The 16278-nt window shown below is 67.8% G+C and carries 13 protein-coding genes and 2 tRNA genes; 12 read left to right on the top strand and 3 right to left on the bottom strand.

Going from position 1 to position 16278, the window contains the following annotated elements; all coding sequences use genetic code 11:
- Positions 1-32: 32 nt before the first annotated feature.
- The 3 genes from def to M9978_RS01080 all read left to right on the top strand — a co-directional run bounded on the left by def (position 33) and on the right by M9978_RS01080 (position 2392).
- On the top strand, positions 33-560 hold the full coding sequence (gene def / locus M9978_RS01070; protein ID WP_254290953.1) for a peptide deformylase: 528 nt from the start codon (positions 33-35) through the stop codon (positions 558-560).
- A 225-nt stretch (positions 561-785) separates the two neighbouring features.
- A complete protein-coding gene (locus tag M9978_RS01075; RefSeq protein ID WP_254290955.1) occupies positions 786-2132 on the top strand; it encodes a DNA recombination protein RmuC in 1347 nt (448 codons plus the stop codon).
- The gene (locus M9978_RS01080; protein WP_254290956.1) at positions 2132-2392 is read left to right on the top strand and encodes a hypothetical protein; all 261 of its coding nucleotides are present in this window, start codon (positions 2132-2134) and stop codon (positions 2390-2392) included. Before M9978_RS01075 ends, M9978_RS01080 begins: the two co-directional genes overlap by 1 nt.
- A gap of 13 nt (positions 2393-2405) precedes the next feature.
- Here the strand turns inward: M9978_RS01080 and M9978_RS01085 are convergent.
- A tRNA-Cys gene (locus tag M9978_RS01085) sits at positions 2406-2479 on the bottom strand.
- A gap of 168 nt (positions 2480-2647) precedes the next feature.
- On the opposite strand from M9978_RS01085, the gene M9978_RS01090 reads away from it, so the two are divergent.
- The 7 genes from M9978_RS01090 to M9978_RS01120 all read left to right on the top strand — a co-directional run bounded on the left by M9978_RS01090 (position 2648) and on the right by M9978_RS01120 (position 12449).
- The gene (locus tag M9978_RS01090; protein ID WP_254290957.1) at positions 2648-3307 is read left to right on the top strand and encodes a protein-L-isoaspartate O-methyltransferase family protein; all 660 of its coding nucleotides are present in this window, start codon (positions 2648-2650) and stop codon (positions 3305-3307) included.
- Between the two features lie 17 nt (positions 3308-3324).
- The gene (locus tag M9978_RS01095; RefSeq protein WP_254290959.1) at positions 3325-4827 is read left to right on the top strand and encodes a TolC family outer membrane protein; all 1503 of its coding nucleotides are present in this window, start codon (positions 3325-3327) and stop codon (positions 4825-4827) included.
- A 68-nt stretch (positions 4828-4895) separates the two neighbouring features.
- Entirely contained in the window at positions 4896-5342 is a 447-nt protein-coding gene (locus M9978_RS01100) for a DUF2497 domain-containing protein (RefSeq protein ID WP_254290960.1), read from the top strand.
- Positions 5343-5378: 36 nt separating this feature from the next.
- The gene (locus M9978_RS01105; protein ID WP_254290963.1) at positions 5379-8201 is read left to right on the top strand and encodes a valine--tRNA ligase; all 2823 of its coding nucleotides are present in this window, start codon (positions 5379-5381) and stop codon (positions 8199-8201) included.
- A 386-nt stretch (positions 8202-8587) separates the two neighbouring features.
- Complete coding sequence (hemB, locus tag M9978_RS01110) at positions 8588-9577, top strand: porphobilinogen synthase (RefSeq protein ID WP_254290965.1); 990 nt, start codon at positions 8588-8590, stop codon at positions 9575-9577.
- A 12-nt stretch (positions 9578-9589) separates the two neighbouring features.
- On the top strand, positions 9590-10138 hold the full coding sequence (locus tag M9978_RS01115) for a GNAT family N-acetyltransferase (protein WP_254290966.1): 549 nt from the start codon (positions 9590-9592) through the stop codon (positions 10136-10138).
- Positions 10139-10247: 109 nt separating this feature from the next.
- Positions 10248-12449, top strand: a complete 2202-nt coding sequence (locus M9978_RS01120) for a fused MFS/spermidine synthase (protein ID WP_254291298.1) — start codon at positions 10248-10250, stop codon at positions 12447-12449.
- A gap of 7 nt (positions 12450-12456) precedes the next feature.
- Here M9978_RS01120 and M9978_RS01125 read toward each other — a convergent pair whose 3' ends face one another.
- Entirely contained in the window at positions 12457-12948 is a 492-nt protein-coding gene (locus M9978_RS01125; protein WP_254290968.1) for a hypothetical protein, read from the bottom strand.
- An 83-nt stretch (positions 12949-13031) separates the two neighbouring features.
- Here M9978_RS01125 and M9978_RS01130 point away from each other — a divergent pair.
- Together M9978_RS01130 and M9978_RS01135 are read left to right on the top strand one after the other, a co-directional pair.
- A tRNA-Arg gene (locus M9978_RS01130) sits at positions 13032-13108 on the top strand.
- Positions 13109-13180: 72 nt separating this feature from the next.
- Entirely contained in the window at positions 13181-14845 is a 1665-nt protein-coding gene (locus M9978_RS01135) for an MFS transporter (RefSeq protein ID WP_254290969.1), read from the top strand.
- A 3-nt stretch (positions 14846-14848) separates the two neighbouring features.
- Here M9978_RS01135 and M9978_RS01140 read toward each other — a convergent pair whose 3' ends face one another.
- Entirely contained in the window at positions 14849-16243 is a 1395-nt protein-coding gene (locus M9978_RS01140; protein ID WP_254290970.1) for a helix-turn-helix domain-containing protein, read from the bottom strand.
- Positions 16244-16278: the final 35 nt, after the last annotated feature.

The following is a 16278-nucleotide window of genomic DNA, read 5'->3' on the forward strand; positions in this document are numbered from 1 at the left end:
AAGGCGCGGGGCAGGGCGGCTAAATTGCCGTCATGGCCATTCTCCAGATCCTCGAAGTCCCCGATCCCCGACTCAAGACTGTCTCCGCGCCGGTCGAACAGGTCGATGACGATCTGCGCGCGCTGATCGCCGATATGTTCGAGACGATGTACGACGCGCCCGGCATCGGCCTCGCCGCGATTCAGGTCGGCGTGCCCAAGCGCGTCATCGTGATGGACTTGCAGGAGGAGGAGGACGAGGAGGGCAAGCCGGTCAAGGCGCCGCGCGTCTTCATCAACCCCGAAATCCTCGATCCGTCCGACGACCAGAATACCTATACCGAGGGCTGCCTGTCGGTCCCCGATCAGTTCGCCGATGTCGATCGCCCCGCCACCTGCCGCGTCAAATGGCTCGACGAACAGGGCAAGGCGCATGACGAGGTTTTCACCGGCCTGCTCGCGACCTGCATCCAGCACGAGATGGATCACCTCCAGGGCATCGTCTTCCTCGACCACCTCTCGCGCCTCAAGCGCCAGATGATCATGAAGAAGCTCGAAAAAGCGCGCCGCATCGCCGCCTGATCGGGATTCTGGCGTCGCGTCGGTGTCGCCAACGTGTCGCGTCACCGTCGCATCACTGTCGCGTCGAAAGCATTTTCCTAATCGTTGCGTTCAGGCTATGTTCCTGTTTCGCAAGGGCTGGGGGTGCGTTCGGCGCCTGACACCCCCGTAGAACTGTCAACTTCGTCAACCGCGGGATTGAACGTGTCGATCGAAATCGCCCTGGCCTTGCTCTTCGCCGTTCTTGTGGGTGCTGCATTGGGCTGGTTCATCGCCAGCCGCCGCGTCGCCGAGATTCGGGCGGAGCGCGACAAACGTGAAGCCGACTTCAAGGCCGCGATCACCGATCTGGCAGCGGCTGAGGAACGCGCGAGGGAAATCCCCGAGCTGCGCGACCAGCTCGATTCGATTCGCGACGAACGCGACGTCGCCCGGCTCCAGCTGACCGAATTGCGCGCCAAGGCCGAAGGGTTCGAGGAGCGCCTCGCCGAGTTCAAGGGCGCCAAGGACGCGATGGCGGGCCAGTTCCGCGAAACCGCCAGCCAGATGCTCGCCGAAACGCAGGAAGCGTTCCTCAAACGCGCCGAGGACCGCTTCAAGCAATCCGAAACGACCGCCGGACAGAACCTCAAGGCGCTGCTCCAGCCGGTCAACGAACGCCTCCAGCGCTACGAGGAGGGGGTCGCCAAGGTCGAGGCCGAGCGCCGCGACGCGTTCGGCGACCTCAAGGGCCAAATCGAGCAGATGCGGATCGGTCAGGAGCGCGTGAGCAGCGAGGCTGCGAAGCTGGTCAACTCGCTGCGCAACGCCCCCAAGTCGCGGGGCCGCTGGGGCGAGCAGCAGCTCAAGAACGTGCTCGAGACCTGCGGCCTGTCCGAACACACCGACTTCAACTTGGAAGTAAACGTGGCGGGGGAGGATGGCGGGCGCCTGCGCCCCGACGCGATCGTCCATGTGCCCGGCGGCAAGGCGCTGGTGATCGACGCCAAGGTGTCGCTCAATGCCTATCAGGACGCGTTCGGCGCGGTCGACGAAACCGAACGTCTCGCCGGCCTCACGGCCCATGCGATCTCGATGAAGAACCACGTCAACGCGCTTGGTAACAAGGCCTATTGGAACCAGTTCGACGACGCCCCCGACTATGTCATCATGTTCGTCCCCGGCGAGCATTTCCTGTCCGCCGCGCTCGAACATGATCCGCAGCTGTGGGATTTCGCGTTCGAAAAGCGTGTGCTGCTCGCGACGCCGACCAACCTCATCGCCATCGCCCGCACCGTCGCGGCGGTATGGCGGCAGGAAAAACTCGCCAAGGAGGCGCGCCAGATCGGCGAGCTGGGCAAGGAACTGTACGACCGGCTCGCCAAAGCGCTCGGCGACCTGCGCCTCGTCGGCAGCGGTCTCAACAGCGCGGTCAAGAACTTCAACACCTTCGCCAGCAGCCTGGAAACCCGCGCGATGGTCTCGGCGCGCAAGCTCAAGGATCTCAACATCGAAACCGGCACACGCGAGATCGAGGCGATCCCGCCGGTCGAACTGCTCGCCAGCCACGCCGAGGCGCCGGAGCAGGAACGCCCGGCCGAGGCCGCGGAGTAATGGACTTCGACGATCAGTTGCGCCGCTACTTCGGCACAGCCGATCTTGCGGCGATCCCGCCCGCCGCGCTGGACGCCGGCGCGGAGCGGATGCGCGTCGATCTCGGACTCGAACAGGACCGCGCGCGCCGGTTCGCCTTGTGGGCCGTGCTGCACATGCTCGGCGCCGCACCCGATCTGGACGTCGCGTTCGAGAATGCGGCCGACCGCGAGGCGGCGCGCAACTTCATGGACCTGACCGCGCCGCCGCGCGAGGAATGACCATGAAGGAAGCTGGAGGCCCGAGCCGGAATCGAACCGGCGTGCAAGGATTTGCAGTCCTCTGCGTAACCACTCCGCCATCGGGCCGTCTGGAGCGAGTGCGGGCAGATGCGCGGGGCCGCGATTGATGTCAACCGCTGTTGCGAAAATTGCGCGTCGTGTCGCTTGGCGTGCGCCGCAGCACAGGATAGAAGCGCGACGAACGACTAACTGTGTTGCACGACTAATACGGTTGTGCGAGAAGGCGGAGTGACAATGACCGCAACTGCCCCGGCCCTCGATCTGCAAGCCGCCCGCCACTCGATGGTGGCGAGCCAGCTGCGCACCAGCGGCGTCAGCGACGCCCGCGTCGTCGCGGCGATGGCGCAGGTCGAACGCGAGAAATTCCTCCCCGAATCGCAGCGCGCCTTGGCCTATCGCGACCGCTCGCTGCCGCTCGGCAACGGGCGTGCGCAGAACCCGCCGCTGGCGACCGGCCTGCTGCTGACCGAAGCCGCGATCAAGCCGGGCGATGCCGTGCTCGTGATTGGCGTGGCCGGCGGCTACACCGCCGCGGTCGCGGCCCGGCTCGCAACCCGTGTCGTCGCGGTCGAGAGCGACGGCGAGCTGGCTTCCGCCGCCCGCACGGCGCTCGGCGACATGGCGGAAGTGGTCGAGGCCCCGCTCGCCGAGGGCGCGCCGGCAAATGCACCCTATGACGTCCTCGTGGTCGACGGCGCGGTCGAGCAGCTGCCCGATGCGCTGATCGAGCAGGTCAGGCCGGGCGGGCGAATCGTGACGGGCGTGGCCGACCGCGGCGTCACGCGCCTGGCGTCGGGTATCCGCACGGAGGCGGGCTATGGCCTGTCGCCATTCGTCGACAGCGAATGCGTCGTGCTGCCGGGCTTCGAGCGTCCGCGCGGTTTCCAGTTCTGAGAGAGATGCAGCCAATCATGCGACTGAGCCACTTCCTCGCCGGCGTCAGCGCCGCCGGCCTCGCGCTGCCTGCGATCGCGCAGGCCCAGGCGCCCGCCGCAGTGCAGGCGCCCGCGCCGACCGAGACGCTGCGCGAGGCGATGGTCAAGGCCTACAACACCAACCCCGACATCACCGGCGAGCGCGCCAATCTGCGTGCCACCGACGAGACGGTACCGATCGCCCGCGCCGCCGGGCTGCCCGGTGTCAATTCCAGCGCCAGCTACAACGAGAATCTCTATGACAGCGACGGGTCCGGCGTGGGTTCGCCCCGCACCGGCGCCGCGGGCGTCAGTCTGAGCGTTCCGGTCTTTTCGGGTGGGGCGGTGCGCAACTCCATCCGCGCCGCCGAAACTCGTGTCGAAGCCGGCCGTGCCGGGCTGCGCACAGCCGAGACGCAATTGTTCAGCGACGTCGTCGCGGCCTATCTCGACGTGCTTCGCGACGAATCAATCGTTCGCCTCAACCAGCAGAATGCCCGCGTGCTCGGCGTCAATTTGCAGGCGACGCGCGACCGGTTCGAGGTCGGCGACCTGACTCGCACCGACGTCGCCCAGTCCGAAGCGCGGCTCGCCATTTCGGAGAGCCAGCTGCGCGGCGCCGAGGCGCAGCTGATCAGCAGCCGCGAGAACTATATCCGCATCGTTGGCACGCCGCCCGGCGTGCTCGCGCCGCCGCCGCCGCTGCCCAACCTGCCGGTCAATCCCGACCAGGCGGTGCAGGTCGCGCTTGCGGAAAACCCGTCGCTCGATGCCGCGAGCAAGCTGCGTGATGCCTCGGCCTATGACGTCAATGTGGCGCGGGCCAGCCGCTTGCCGCAGGTCAGCGTCGGCGTCGGCGGGGATTATTACAACCGCTTCGGTGGCGTCGGGACCGCGGGCCGTCTCGCGGGCCTCGCCAATGACGGCTTCGCGACCTCGGCGGGCGTGAACTTGACGCTGCCGCTGTTCCAGGGCGGCCGTCCGGCGGCGCAGGTGCGTCAGGCGCAGGCGCGCCAGTCGGCGGCGATCGAACAGGTCACCGCGACCGAACGCGGCGTGATTGCGCAGACCCGCTCGGCCTTCGCGGTGTATCAGTCCGCATTGCGGGTGATCGAGAGCAGCAAGCTTGCGGTCAGCGCCAACCGGCTAAGCCTGGAGGGCGTGCGCGCCGAGAACAGCGTGGGCACGCGCACCATCCTCGACATCCTCAACGCCGAGCAGGAACTGCTCAATTCGCAGGTCCAACTCGTCCAGGCCGAGCGCGACGCCTATGTCGCCGGCTTTGCGGTGCTGGCCGCGATGGGCCGCGCCGAGGCGCAGGATCTGGGCCTCGACGGCGGGCCGCTCTACGACCCGCTGGCCAATTACAACCGCGTCCGCCGCAGCATTTCGGACTGGCGCGACAATCCCAAGCCGCAGGCCGAAGCGACTCGCACGACCGGCAGCCCGGCACAGACGCCGGCGGTTTCCGGGCCGGTCGATCCGGTAAATCCGCGCTAAAGGTTGACAGCGGCCCGGATAATCCGACAGGTGATGGCTTCGGAACATCCCTAACGCGGGAATGACGAATGGGGGACATCAGTAACGAACCGTCGATGGAGGACATTCTGTCCTCGATCAAACGGATCATCGCCGAGGAAGGCGAAAGCGCCGCGACGGGCCGCCCCCGCCGCGCTGCCCGGGCGGCTGCGCCCATGCCTCAGGATGACGAGATTCTCGAGTTGAGCGAGCCGGCTCCCTCCGAACCCCCTCAGCCCGCCGCAGCGCCCGCGCCGGTAGCCACCGCGCCCGCCGAACCGATTCTCTCGCCGGTCACCGCCGAAGCGACCCGCGGCCCGCTCGAGCAGTTGTCGCGGATGATCGTGAAGCCCGATGTGGCGGGCAGCGACACGCTGGAAGGCATGGTGCGCGACATGCTCCGCCCGATGCTGCGCGAATGGCTCGACGCCAATCTGCCGCGGATGGTCGAGGACATGGTCCAGCGCGAGATCACGCGGATCACCAGCCGCAGCTGATCTTGCCATCATGGCTCCTCCCGTTAAGGGCGAGGCATGAGCGAGCTTCCCAAGACCTTCGACCCCGCCGACATCGAATCGCGCTGGTATGCGCATTGGGAGGCGAACGGCCTGTTCCGCCCCGACCGCCCCGGCGCCGAGCCGTGGACGATCGTCAACCCGCCGCCCAACGTCACCGGCTCGCTGCATATCGGCCATGCGCTCGACAACACGCTGCAGGACATCCTCGTCCGCCATGCGCGGCTGAAGGGCAAGGATGCGCGCTGGGTGGTGGGCATGGACCATGCCGGCATCGCCACGCAGATGGTGGTCGAGCGCCAGCTCAACGCACAGCAGCAGAAGCGCACCGACTTCAGCCGCGAGGCATTCGTCGAGAAGGTGTGGCAGTGGAAGGCCGAGAGCGGCGGCGCGATCACCGGGCAGCTGCGGCGGCTGGGCTGTTCGATGGACTGGTCGGACGAGCGCTTCACGATGGACGAAGGCTTCTCCAAGGCCGTCCTCAAGGTGTTCGTCGAGCTCTACAAGCAGGGCCTGCTCTACCGCGACAAAAGGCTGGTGAACTGGGATCCGGGCCTTGGCACCGCGATCAGCGACCTCGAGGTCGAGACGACCGACGTCAAGGGCGGCTTCTGGCACCTCAAATACCCGCTGGCGGACGGCAGCGGCTTTATTCAGGTCGCGACCACGCGGCCCGAGACGATGCTGGCCGATATGGCGGTGGCGGTGCATCCGTCGGACGAGCGCTATGCCGCGATGGTCGGCAAGCAGGTCAGGTTGCCGATCACCGGCCGTCTGATCCCGATCATTACCGACGAACATGCCGATCCCGAGCTGGGCTCGGGCGCGGTGAAGATCACCCCGGGGCATGATTTCAACGACTTCGAGGTCGGCAAGCGCGCCGGAATCAAGGCAGGCGACATGCTCAACATGCTCGATGCCAAGGCGAACATCACGCAGACCGCCGACGGGCTGATCCCCGACGAGCTGATCGGGATGGAGCGGTTCGCCGCGCGCAAGCGGGTGGTCGAACTGCTCAAGGAAGCGGGTTTCCTGATCCCGCATGTCGACAAGGACGGCAACGAGCATGACGCCGAACCGCGCACCATCGCGACGCCGTTCGGCGACCGCTCGGGCGTGGTGATCGAGCCGTGGCTGACCGACCAATGGTATGTCGATGCCGCGACGCTGGCCAAACCGGCGATCGATGCAGTGCGCTCGGGCGCGACGAAGATCGTGCCGAAGACCTGGGAAAAGACCTATTTCAACTGGATGGAGAACATCCAGCCGTGGTGTGTCAGCCGCCAGCTGTGGTGGGGCCATCGGATTCCGGCGTGGTTTGGGCCTTTGAAAAGAGAAGATGGATCGCTTGTAGAGGGAAGGCTCCAAAGACAGATCTTCGTTGCTGAGAACGAAGAGGAAGCTCGCTCGCAGGCCAAAGTATACTATGGAAGCGATTGGACCGTCGAGTTCTCTGACGTCCCAGCGTATTCTTTGGACGAAGACGGCAAGCCGCGCTTTGTCTTTGAAGCTAGTACAGAGAGAGTTTGTCATCTCCAGCGTGACCCTGACGTCCTCGACACCTGGTTCTCCTCGGCGCTGTGGCCGTTCGCGACGATCGGCTGGCCGGAAAGCGGCGATGCGGCGCTGGGTGGGCGTTATCCCAATGACGTGCTGATCTCGGGCTTCGACATCCTGTTCTTCTGGGATGCGCGGATGATGATGCAGGGTTTGCACTTCATGAAAGAGGTGCCGTTCAAGACCCTGTATCTCCACGGGCTTGTCCGCGCTGCCGATGGGCAGAAGATGTCCAAGTCGAAGGGCAATGTGGTCGATCCGCTGGGGCTGATCGACCAATATGGCGCGGATGCGCTGCGCTTCTTCATGGCGGCGATGGAAAGCCAGGGCCGCGACGTGAAGATGGATGAGAAGCGGGTCGAGGGGTATCGCAACTTCGCGACCAAGCTGTGGAACGCGGCGCGCTTCGCCCAGTCGAACGGCATCCGCGCGAGCGAGCAGATCGAGCCGCCCGCCGCCACGCTGGCGGTCAACAAATGGATCATCGCCGAGACGGTGCAGACGGTGCAGGCGATGGACCTCGCCTTTGCCGACTATCGCTTCGACGAGGCGGCGAACGCGATCTACCAGTTCACCTGGAGCCGCTTCTGCGACTGGTATCTCGAGCTGATCAAGCCGGTGCTGCAGACCGAAGGCGCTGAGGGTGCCGACGAGACGCGGGTGGTGGCGGGCTGGGTGCTCGACCAGATCCAGGTGCTGCTGCACCCGTTCATGCCGTTCATCACCGAGGAGCTGTGGTCGAAGCTGGGCGAGCGGCCCGACTATCCGCTGATCACCGCGAAATGGCCGATGGCCGATGCGCGGGCGCTCGATCCGGAGGCGGTGAAGGAAATCGACTGGCTGATCCGGCTGGTGAGCGAGTTGCGCGCCGCGCGGACCGAGCTGAACGTCCCGCCCGGAGCGCGGCTGCCGCTGCATGTCCGCGACGCCCATGGCGACACGCTGGAGCGGCTGGAGCGGCAGCATGCCGTGCTGGGCCGTCTGGCGCGGGTCGATCGTGCCGCCGGCGATGCGCCTGCGGGCGGCGCGTTGCAGATCGTGGTCGATGAGGCGACCTTCGTCCTTCCGCTGGAAGGTGTGATCGACCTCGACGCCGAGCGTGCCCGCCTGACCAAAGCGATCGGCGCGGCGGAGAAGGAGCGCGACAGCCTCAACGCCCGCCTGTCCAATCCGGCCTTTGCCGAGAAGGCGAAGCCCGAGGCGGTGGAGAAGGCGCGGGCGGACCATGCCGAGAAGTCCGCCGAGGCGGCGCGGCTTCAGGCGGCGTTGGGGCGGCTGGGTTAAGGACCGCGATAGCCGAAGCTCGACTGATTTCGTGGCGTGGTCGATGGGCACGGTTGACGAAGTTGACAGTTTTGCGGGGTTTCCGGGCGGAAACGACCGCGAAGCGACCATGAGGCGCCTGCAACGCGACACCTTCGCGACGACGGCGCGACACCCGCGCGACATTGGCGCGACGACCACGCGACGGGTATGCGACACCGGCGGTTCGCTCACGCGCCGGTGACGCGCCAGCGAAGCAACCGGACGGTCGGGCAAATCAGGAGGGAAGGCGTCCCGGGCGAGCATGGGACGGACCAGATATCGCGAAACCAGTGCTGTAGGAAAATGCTTTGTGTCGGGGTGGCTGGCCGCTTGCAGGGCCGCGTGAAGTGCCGCAAAAGCCCGCAATGTCTCACTATCCCGCGCTTCGCCTCCGCCGCACCCGTGCCTCGGCCTGGAGCCGGCGCATGTATGCCGAGACGGTGCTGACCCCGGCCGACCTGATCTGGCCACTGTTCGTGACCGATGGCGAGGGGGTCGAGGAGCCGATCGCGTCGCTGCCCGGCGTGTCGCGCTGGTCGGTCGATGCGGTCGTGGCGCTGGCGCGCGAAGCGGCGGCGCTGGGTATTCCATGCCTCGCGCTGTTCCCCAACACGCCGCACGAATTGCGCAGCGAGCGGGGCGAGGAAGCGCTCAACCCCGACAATCTGATGTGCCGCGCGATCCGCGCGATCAAGGATGCGGTGCCCGAGATCGGGCTGCTGACCGATGTCGCGCTCGATCCCTATACCGCGCACGGGCATGACGGGCTGATCGACGGGGCCGGCTATGTGCTGAACGATGACACGGCCGAGATCCTGGTCGGGCAGGCGCTCAATCAGGCGCGTGCCGGGGCCGATATCATCGCGCCGAGCGACATGATGGACGGCCGCGTCGGTCTGATCCGCGAGGCGCTGGAGGGCGAGGGCCATGCCAATGTCCAGATCATGGCCTATGCCGCCAAATATGCCTCGGCCTTCTATGGCCCGTTCCGCGACGCGGTCGGCTCGCGCGGGCTGCTCAAGGGCGACAAGAAGACCTATCAGATGGACCCGGCCAATAGCGAGGAAGCGCTGCGCGAGGTCGAACTCGATCTCGACGAGGGCGCCGACAGCGTGATGGTGAAGCCGGGGCTGCCCTATCTCGACATCGTGCGCCGCGTGAAGGAGCGGTTCGAGGTGCCGGTGTTCGCCTATCAGGTGAGCGGCGAATATGCGATGATCGAGGCCGCTGCCGCGGCGGGTGCCGGGGACCGCGACGCACTCGTGCTGGAGACGCTGATGGCGTTCAAGCGCGCCGGGTGCAGCGGCGTGCTGACCTATCATGCGGCGCATGCGGCGCGGCTGCTTGGCGCGTAACCGGGGCTGCCGATGATCGAGACTGAACGCCTGTTGCTGCGCCCCTGGCGTGAAGCGGACAAGCCCGTATTCCACGCGCTGGTCAACACGCCGCGCATGATGGAGCATTTCGGCGGACCGGTACCGCAGGCGAAGCATGACCTGATCCTCGACCGCCAGATGGCGCAGCAGGCGCTGCACGGCCATTGCATGTGGGCGGTGGAATTGCGCGCGACGGGCGAGCTGGCCGGGGTGTGCGGGCTGCGCACCGGGGGACATCCGGGCACGCCGGTCCTCGAGGAGCTGGAGATCGGCTGGCGGATCGGCGAGGCGCATTGGGGCAAGGGCATCGCGCGCGAGGCGGCGCAGGCGAGCATGGCGTGGGGCTGGGCCAATACCGACCGGCCGCGCATCGCGGCGTGGACCGTGGCCGGCAACACCCGTTCATGGGGGCTGATGGAGCGGCTCGGCATGCAGCGGCGCGCCGATCTCGATTTTCACCACCCCGATTACGCCGCGGACGACCCAATGGGCGCGCTGATCGTCTATGCGATCGACCGCCCGGGATCGGCGCTTGCATGATCGTTGCGGCTCCAGCATCACCGCGTCCGGTCTGCGTGAAGAGGGGAAGGCGATGAGCGCCGAAGCAATCGCCGAACCTGACGACGAGGCGCCGGCGGCGGCGCGCGGCATGATCGGGCCGCTGTTCGTCGCGACGATCCTGCTCGGCAGCTTCCTGCTGTTTCTGGTCCAGCCGATGGTGGCGCGGATGGCATTGCCGCGGCTCGGCGGCGCGCCCGCGGTGTGGAACAGCGCGATGCTGGTCTATCAGGCGCTGCTGCTCGGCGGTTATGCCTATGCCCATTGGCTGGGCCGGGTGCCGTTGCGGCGGCAGGCGATGATCCATCTCGGCGTGCTGGCGGCGGCGGCCTTGTGGCTGCCGCTGGGGCTGATGGCGATGGAGATGCCGGCGGATGCCGAGCCGGCGGTATGGGTGCCGTGGCTGCTCGGCGCATCGATCGGGCCGCTGTTCTTCGCGGTCTCGGCGCAGGCGCCGCTGTTGCAGCGCTGGTTCGCGGCAGCGTCGGGCGGGCGCGATCCCTATGCGCTCTATGCCGCATCGAACGTCGGCAGCTTTGGCGGGCTGATCGCCTATCCGCTGCTGGTCGAGCCCGGGCTGGCGCTCAAGGGCCAGAGCTGGCTGTGGACCGCGGGCTATGTGCTGGTGTTCGTCACCGTGGCCGCCTGCGCGCTGCTGTTGCCGCGCAAGGCCGCCGACGAGCCGCATGTCCATGCGACGAGCGCGCCGCCGTCGCGCCGCCGCGTTGCGCACTGGATCGCGCTGGCGTTCGTGCCGTCGGGGCTGATGCTCGCGACGTCCAGCTTCCTGACCACCGATATCGTCGCGGTGCCGATGCTGTGGGTGCTGCCGCTCGGCCTCTATCTGCTGAGCTTCACCATCGCCTTCGCCACGCGCCGCGGCCCGGCGGAAGTGCTGACCAAATTCGCGCCGGTCACGATCCTGATGTTCGGCGGGCTGATGATCGCGGGCAACCACGACAATCCCGCGCTCAACGCGGTGATGGCGCTGGGCCTGCTGTTCATGGCGGCGGTGGCGCTGCACACGCGGATGTACGATCTGCGGCCCGAACCCGACCGGCTGACCGGCTTCTATCTGGCGATGTCGGTGGGCGGGGCGCTGGGCGGGGTGTTCGCCGGGCTGATCGCACCGATCCTGTTCGACTGGACGTGGGAATATCCGATCCTGATCCTCGCCGCCGGACTGCTGGTGCCGCAAAGCTTCCTGCTGCCGCCGGTGGCGCGGCTGTGGCGAGCCGAAGGGCAGGGGTATCGCATCCGCGTGCTGGCGGTGGCGCTTGCGGTCGCGCTGGTGGTGTGGTTCGGGCTGTTCGGGCAGGCGGAGGTGCTGGGCGGCACGTCGCTCGGCATCCTCTATCTGGTGATCGCGGCGGTCGGCATGCTGGCGGTTGGCGCGCGGCTGCCGTTCATGATCGTGCTGGCGGGCGCGCTGTTCCTGTTCGGCGGCTATCGCTCGCTGGCGATGAGCTGGCAGGGGGACATCCGCACGCGCAGCTATTTCGGGGTCTATACGATCACCGATCTGCCGACGCAGAAGCGGCTGGCGCATGGCACGACCCTTCATGGCGTGCAGCTCAAGGGCGGGGCGGACAAGCTGCGCACGCCGACCACCTATTATGTGCCGGGTTCAGGCGTCGGGCAGGCGATGGGCGTGCTCGGCGAGCTGTATGGCGCGTCGGCGCGGGTCGGCGTGGTCGGGCTGGGGACCGGCACGCTCGCTTGCTACGCGCAGCCGGGGCAGAGCTGGCGCTTCTACGAGATCGATCCGGCGGTGGTCAGGCTCGCGAGCGGGCCGTTCCGCTTCCTCGAGCAATGTCTGCCGGGCGCGAATGTGGTGATCGGCGATGCGCGGCTGCGGCTGGCCGAGGCGCCGGGGGAGAGCCTCGACCTGTTGGTGCTCGACGCCTTTTCGTCCGACGCGGTGCCGATGCACCTGATGACGCTCGAGGCGTTTCGTACCTATGACCGCGTGCTGGCGAAGAACGGGCTGCTGCTGGTGCATATCTCGAACCGCTTCCTGTCGCTGGAGCCAGTGGTCGAGGCGGCGGCGCGGGCGGGCGGCTGGCACGCCGCTGGCCTCACTTACTCGCCGTCGCTGAGCGAGAAGTTCGACGAGGCTGCGACGTCGGACTGGATCGCGCTGTCACGCTCGCCCGAGGCGCTCGCGAAGGTGCAGGCGGGGGGCGGCGAGTGGCGCAAGCTGCGCACGGCACCGGGCTTTACGGCGTGGACCGACGACTATGCGACGATCCTGCCGGTGCTGCGCGCGCTAAACGACGATCTGCCGGATTAGGCGGGCCTTAGCCGCCGAGCGCGGATTCGAGTGCAGCGACGCGGTCGCCCTGGGCCTGCGCGATGGCGCCGAGCTCGGCGATCGCGGCGTCGAGCGCAGGATAGGGCGCTTCGCCCGCGCTGGCGCGAGCGATGGCGGTTTCCTCCAGGCTCGACACGATCTGCGTGGTCTCGCCGCGGATCGGCGCGAGGTCGGCGAGCGCGGTCTGCGCGCGCACCCAGGGTTCAGACCCGATGGCAAGCCCACGCGCGACCGCGACCCGCGTCTCCGCCTCGAGCGCGGCCGACTGGAAGCGCCTGGCCGCGGCGTCCGAGAGCGCCCGCTGCTCGGCGATGCGGCGGTCGAGCGCTGCATCGGGCGTCGCCACCGGATCGGGCCGCACCGGCTCGGCATCGCTGCGGCTTTCGATCGGCCGCGGCAAAAGCGAGGGATAGCCTTCGTCTGACACGGTACAGGCCGTGAGCGAGGTCAGGGCGGCGAGGGTGAGGAAGCGTCGCATTGCGCGGGTCTAGGGGCGCAAGAAACTGTGCGCAACGGGGTTGCGTTTCGGGAAAAGCGGACCTATCTGCGCCCCTCCACTGCGCACCCGTAGCTCAGCTGGATAGAGCATCAGACTACGAATCTGAGGGTCGGACGTTCGAATCGTTCCGGGTGCGCCATTCAAAGCCCTGCCAGGCAACAGCCCGGCAGGGCTTTGTTGCATTCGGTGCCGAGGCTCGCGAAAGAGCGCCATGGCCGATGCGAACCCGCCCGAGTCGCCGAAAATCACCAACCCGTTCCAAGTGCCGGTATTCCGGTCGGTATGGCTGGCCAGCATGTCGTCCAATTTCGGCGGCCTGATCCAGTCGGTCGGGGCGTCGTGGATGATGATCGCGCTGGGCGCCTCGCCGCAGCTGATCGCGCTGGTCTCCTCCGCCGTTTTGCTGCCGATCCTGCTGCTCGCGCTGCTCGCCGGGGCGTTTGCGGACAATCTCGACCGGCGCCGGGTGATGCTGGCCGCGCAAGGGTTCATGCTCGCCGTGTCGGTGGTGCTGACGCTGTGCGCCTGGGCCGGCGTGCTCACGCCGTGGCTGCTGCTCTTCTTCACCTTCCTGCTGAGCTGCGGCATCGCGTTCAACGGCCCGGCCTGGCAGGCATCGGTCGGCGAGATGGTGCCGCGCGCGGTGCTGCCGACCGCCGTCGCCTATAACAGCATGGGCTATAACATCGCGCGCAGCGTGGGGCCTGCGATCGGCGGTGCGATCGTCGCAGCAGCGGGAGCGGCGGCGGCGTTTGCGGTCAACGCCGCCAGCTATATCGCGCTGATCGTCGTGCTGCTGCGCTGGCGTCCCGCCGAAACGCCGCGGCTGTTGCCGCGCGAGACGCTGGGCGTGGCGATGGCGGCGGGAATTCGCTATGTGCTGCAGTCGCCTAATATCCTCGGCGTGCTGTTGCGGTCAGGCGTGTTCGGCGTCGCGGCGAGTGCAATGATGGCGCTGGTGCCGCTGATTGCGCGCGACCTGATCGGCGGCGGTCCGCTGACCTTCGGCCTGCTGCTGGGCGCGTTCGGTGCGGGTGCGGTCGCGGGCGCGCTGCTCAGCCGCAAGCTGCGTGAGCGCTGGAGTACCGAGCAGCTGGTGGCGCGATCCTCGCTGATGCTGGCGGGCGGCGCCGCGATCTGCGCGGCCAGCCCATGGCTGGCGCTGACCATGGCAGCCCTGGCCATGTCGGGGGTAGGCTGGGTGCTGGCGCTGTCGTCGTTCAATGTCAGCGTTCAGTTCGCCGCACCGCGCTGGGTCGTGGCACGTGCGCTGTCGCAATATCAGATGATCACCTTTGGCGGGATGGCGGTGGGCAGCTGGATCTATGGCTGGATCGCCGATCATCACGGCGTCGCGGCAGCCTTGATCGTGGCGGCGGTGGGGCTAGCGGGCAACGCGCTGCTGGGCCTGTTGCTGCCGATGCCGCGGCTCGAGAGTATCAACCTCGATCCGCGTGGGCAATGGACGGAGCCCGAAACCGCTGTCGCGATCGAGCCGCGCAGTGGCCCGATTGTCGTGACCATCGAATACCGCATCGCGCCGGGCGACATCCGGTCATTCCTCCGCGCGATGAACGAGCGCCGCCGCATCCGGACACGCGATGGCGCGCGCGGCTGGACGCTGTTGCGTGACCTGGGCGAGCAAGAGTTGTGGATCGAGCGCTATCACGTGCCGACCTGGCTCGATTATGTGCGCCACAACACGCGGCGAACGCATGCCGACAGCGCCAACAGCGACGCGATCCAGGCATTGGTCAAGGCGCCGTTGCGCTTGCATCGCATGATCGAGCGTCAGACCGGGTCGCTGCCGGGGCTGCGCTTGCCCTCCGCGCGCGAGCTGGCCGATCCGATGACCGATCCGACGCGCGCGGCCTAGCTACTAAAAGGCGTAGGGTACCGGCGCGCGCACGTCCGGGTCGATGCGGATTTCGCTCGCGGCCGGGGGGAAGGCGCGCTGGTCGCAATCGGCGCGGGGGCAGATTCGGCAGCTGGTGCCGATCGGCGTGGCGATGCCGTCGGTGCGCAGGCCATCGGCATAGACGAAGTCGGGCGCATGCGCCTCCTCGCACCCCAGCGCGACGGCATAGCGGCGCGGCGGGCGGGCGTAGCTGGCAGAAGGCTTCACCAGCCCCTTGGCCATCGAGACATAGCGCGCGCCGTCGGGGGTCTCGGCGAGCTGGACGAGGATGCGGTCGGGGATCGCCACCGCCTCATGCACCACCCACAGCGGGCAGGCGCCGCCGAAGCGGGCGAATTCGAGCCGCGTCGCCGAGTGGCGTTTGGTGATGTTACCGGCCATGTCGACGCGGCAGAAGAAGAAGGGGATGCCCTGCGCGCCGGGCCGCTGCAGCGTCGAAAGGCGGTGGCAGGTCTGTTCGAAGCTGGTGCCGAAGCGCTGGCGCAGCCGGTCGATGTCGTGGCGCACGCCGCGCGCGGCGTCGCGGAAACGGGCATAGGGCATCAGCAGCGCGCCGGCGGCATAGTTGGCGAGGCCGAGCGACAGCAGTTCGCGCGCCGCGGGGGACGAAAGGCCGCTCTGCTCGCCGACCGAGCGCATCTGCTCGCCGAACTCGATCGCCGCCAGCCGATGCGCGAGCAGGAAGGCGCGGCTCTCGGGCGGCAGCACGCTGCTCACTGCCAGCCGCCGGCTGCCCGCGTCGAAGCGAGTCAGCCGGCTGTCGTCGTCGCGGGCGTCCTCGATGCGGATGCCGTGATGGCCGCGCAGACGTGCCTCGATGCCGTGCGGATCGTCCAGTTGGCCCGCCAGCGCTTCGGCGGCGCGGTCGAGCGCGTCGATATAATTGCCCTCGGCCTGATACCAGTCGCGCACTTCCTCCCACGGCAGCGAGCCGCCGCCGCCCGCGCCGCTCTCCACCTTGTCGTCGAGCACGCGCAACTGCGCTTGGCTGCGCCGCCAGGCTTCGTGCAGCGCGACCATGCGGCGGGTGAGGGCGGGATGCTTCTCGACGCCGCGCTGCACCGCGGCCTCGTCGAGCGCCTCCCCCGCGATGCTGCCGTCGGTGCCGGCGTCGATCGCGCGGACGAGGTCGGCCACGCTGTGGTCCTCGCCCAGTTCGCCCCATTGCTCTGGAAATTCGCGGGTCAGTGCGATCAGCACCGGCGGGGTGAGCGGGCGCTCCTCATTCTCGATCTGCGAGAGATAGCTGACCGACACGCCGAGCCGCTGCGCCATCGCCGCTTGCGGGATGGCGAGCCGTTTGCGCAGGTCGCGGACCCGGGCTCCGGCGAAAAGGCGGCGTCGAGTAGATTCCATATGCCGATCATATCTGCGGATGTGCACGATGCAAC

The sequence above is a fragment of the Sphingomonas tagetis genome, from assembly GCF_024211275.1.
In the GTDB taxonomy this organism is placed as follows: Bacteria; Pseudomonadota; Alphaproteobacteria; order Sphingomonadales; family Sphingomonadaceae; genus Sphingomonas; species Sphingomonas tagetis.

What these genes read in the sequence shown, in the direction of transcription:
- def (WP_254290953.1), top strand. Translation starts at nt 33, where the DNA reads ATGGCCATTCTCCAGATCCTCGAAGTCCCCGATCCCCGACTCAAGACT.
- M9978_RS01080 (WP_254290956.1), top strand. Translation starts at nt 2,132, where the DNA reads ATGGACTTCGACGATCAGTTGCGCCGCTACTTCGGCACAGCCGATCTT.
- M9978_RS01090 (WP_254290957.1), top strand. Translation starts at nt 2,648, where the DNA reads ATGACCGCAACTGCCCCGGCCCTCGATCTGCAAGCCGCCCGCCACTCG.
- M9978_RS01095 (WP_254290959.1), top strand. Translation starts at nt 3,325, where the DNA reads ATGCGACTGAGCCACTTCCTCGCCGGCGTCAGCGCCGCCGGCCTCGCG.
- M9978_RS01100 (WP_254290960.1), top strand. Translation starts at nt 4,896, where the DNA reads ATGGGGGACATCAGTAACGAACCGTCGATGGAGGACATTCTGTCCTCG.
- M9978_RS01105 (WP_254290963.1), top strand. Translation starts at nt 5,379, where the DNA reads ATGAGCGAGCTTCCCAAGACCTTCGACCCCGCCGACATCGAATCGCGC.
- hemB (WP_254290965.1), top strand. Translation starts at nt 8,588, where the DNA reads ATGTCTCACTATCCCGCGCTTCGCCTCCGCCGCACCCGTGCCTCGGCC.
- M9978_RS01115 (WP_254290966.1), top strand. Translation starts at nt 9,590, where the DNA reads ATGATCGAGACTGAACGCCTGTTGCTGCGCCCCTGGCGTGAAGCGGAC.
- M9978_RS01120 (WP_254291298.1), top strand. Translation starts at nt 10,248, where the DNA reads ATGATCGGGCCGCTGTTCGTCGCGACGATCCTGCTCGGCAGCTTCCTG.
- M9978_RS01125 (WP_254290968.1), bottom strand. Translation starts at nt 12,948, where the DNA reads ATGCGACGCTTCCTCACCCTCGCCGCCCTGACCTCGCTCACGGCCTGT.
- M9978_RS01135 (WP_254290969.1), top strand. Translation starts at nt 13,181, where the DNA reads ATGGCCGATGCGAACCCGCCCGAGTCGCCGAAAATCACCAACCCGTTC.
- M9978_RS01140 (WP_254290970.1), bottom strand. Translation starts at nt 16,243, where the DNA reads ATGGAATCTACTCGACGCCGCCTTTTCGCCGGAGCCCGGGTCCGCGAC.